The organism is Vibrio sp. V10_P2A27P122 (genome assembly GCF_963874335.1).
Lineage (GTDB): Bacteria > Pseudomonadota > Gammaproteobacteria > Enterobacterales > Vibrionaceae > Vibrio > Vibrio anguillarum.
The window spans coordinates 1-2,384 of the sequence record NZ_CAWNHY010000206.1 but is presented as its reverse complement, the minus strand read 5'-3'; the positions used below and the strand labels follow the sequence as shown (position 1 = coordinate 2,384).

Here is a 2,384-nt window from a genome sequence, read left to right as displayed (position 1 = left end):
CCTTAGAATTTATACAGATATCTGAGCAAGTGAGCATTTATGTTCACTTAATAATAATTAAAACTTTTCATTTAACGTATTTAATTGAAGTTCCAATAACTTTTTATTCTTTCACCCCTAATAGATAATATTTTAATGGGCTGGAAGACTGAAGAACATTAGCCGCTGAACACACTCAGAATCTCGTTGTTCTCTGAGTGTAAGGAGATCGCTATGACAACCCAAACTGTATCCACGGAACCTAAAGGTGGCTTCTTTGCTAACTTTAAGTTTCCTTCCGCTTACACCATCCTTTTCATTCTAATTGCTCTTGTGGCCCTTTTAACCTGGATTGTGCCTGCCGGTCAGTATCAGCGCACCATGAATGAAGAACTGGGCAAAGAAGTGCCTATTGCGGGAACTTATCAACACGCAGAAGGTAACCCACAAGGGGTGATCGATGTGTTGATGGCACCGATTGACGGCTTTTATGACCACAACAGCTACGAAGCTGCCGCGATTGACGTGTCTCTGTTCATTTTGGTCATTGGTGGCTTTTTGGGCCTAGTGACCAAAACAGGTGCGATTGATGCGGGCATTGAACGCGTAACAGCGCGGCTTGAAGGGCGTGAAGAGTTGATGATACCCATCCTGATGGCGCTGTTTGCCGCAGGCGGTACGATTTACGGTATGGCGGAAGAATCCTTACCTTTCTACACCTTACTCGTACCTGTGATGATGGCCGCTCGTTTTGACCCACTGGTTGCCGCCGCTACCGTACTGCTTGGCGCGGGTATCGGTACGCTGGGCTCCACTATCAACCCGTTTGCCACCGTAATTGCGGCCAACGCAGCGGGCATTCCGTTTACTGATGGCATCATGTTGCGCTTAGCAATGTTAGCTGTCGGTTGGGTTATCTGTGTACTGTACGTGATGCGCTACGCGAAAATGGTGCAAGCAGATCAAAGCAAATCGATTGTGTACGACAAGTACGAAGAGAACAAAGCTCACTTCCTTGGCAACCAAAGTGGAGAGAAACTCGAATTCACCGCCACCCGCAAAGTTATTTTGACCATTTTCGCGGCCGCTTTTGGCGTGATGATTTATGGGGTATCTGTTGCTGGATGGTGGATGGCTGAGATCTCAGCGATGTTCTTGGGTGCAACCATCATTATCGGTTTAATTGCTCGTATGAGTGAAGAGGAATTCACCACCAGCTTTATTGATGGTGCACGAGACCTATTAGGCGTAGCGCTGATCATTGGTATCGCACGCGGCATTGTGGTGATCATGGACCGCGGGATGATCACCGACACTATTTTGTTCTCAGCCGAGCAAATGGTTACTGGCCTTTCATCCGTCATTTTCATTAACGTAATGTATTTACTGGAAATTCTTCTCTCTTTCCTTGTACCTTCGTCTTCTGGCCTTGCGGTATTAACCATGCCCATCATGGCGCCATTGGCTGACTTTGCAGGCGTTGGTCGCGACCTTGTCGTCACGGCTTACCAATCGGCTTCAGGGATAGTCAACCTCATCACGCCAACCTCTGCGGTAGTGATGGGCGGCTTAGCAATTGCTCGTGTACCTTATGTTCGCTGGGTGAAATGGGTCGCACCACTGTTAGGCATATTGTGCGTATTCATTATGCTATCTCTCAGCCTAGGTGCGATGCTATAGCGCCAAACTGATGAACGATACGATATGTCGTAGGTGAAAACCGCGTCACACCCTTTAAAAGCCGCATGATTGCGGCTTTTTTATTGGCAGGCCGACTTAGGCTCATTGGCTGCGCAGCTACTCAACTCTAAACATGATACGTTAGCCAAATCAGGAAATGATGGCTTTCAACGTCGTTAGATAACCATTAGTTTTGATGGCTATTTTTTTATAGCAATTGGCTGGGATAAATAACCACTTTTGGTGACTAAATAAAACGCGGCCTATATTCCTTTATCACCAAATTAAGATCGCCTGCTATTTCATCTCTCATTTTCCGTCCTCTATTACGCCAATTCAGACAAAACATCTACATTAGAAAGCCTGCGTGAGATCAAGTTTTATTAAGAAAGTTATGTTAACACAGCCCATTTCTTCGACTCATATTCAACTATATACCCTTTTCAAGTGCATATTCTTAACCCATTCGATGAATTATCGATGGGTTTTTGGTGCATAAAATTCCCAACCAAAATACCGAGCCTATATGGAGTAGTGCTGCGTGAGATTTAAATTGAATGAACATCCATAAAAAAAGCAGTAATAAATATGACACTCACAATATAAACACTGCATAAACATTGTTAAAAAACTATTATTTTCGCCGAATTTCAATATAAATCATTCTGTGATGGACCTCTAAGAACATATACAGACCAAGGGTAATATTAATTGCAGAACAAAGA

1 protein-coding gene is annotated in these 2,384 nt (G+C 44.3%); it reads left to right on the top strand.

Translation table 11 applies throughout. The features are described from left to right. The first annotated feature begins 213 nt into the window (after nucleotides 1–213). Nucleotides 214–1,659 (top strand): YfcC family protein, encoded by a 1,446-nt coding sequence (locus AACQ17_RS08775; protein ID WP_026027156.1) that lies wholly within the window; start codon nucleotides 214–216, stop codon nucleotides 1,657–1,659. The last annotated feature ends 725 nt before the right edge of the window (nucleotides 1,660–2,384 follow it).

Bases quoted from the DNA above. Each gene is read 5' to 3' on its own strand.
- AACQ17_RS08775 (WP_026027156.1), top strand. From the start codon at position 214: ATGACAACCCAAACTGTATCCACGGAACCTAAAGGTGGCTTCTTTGCT.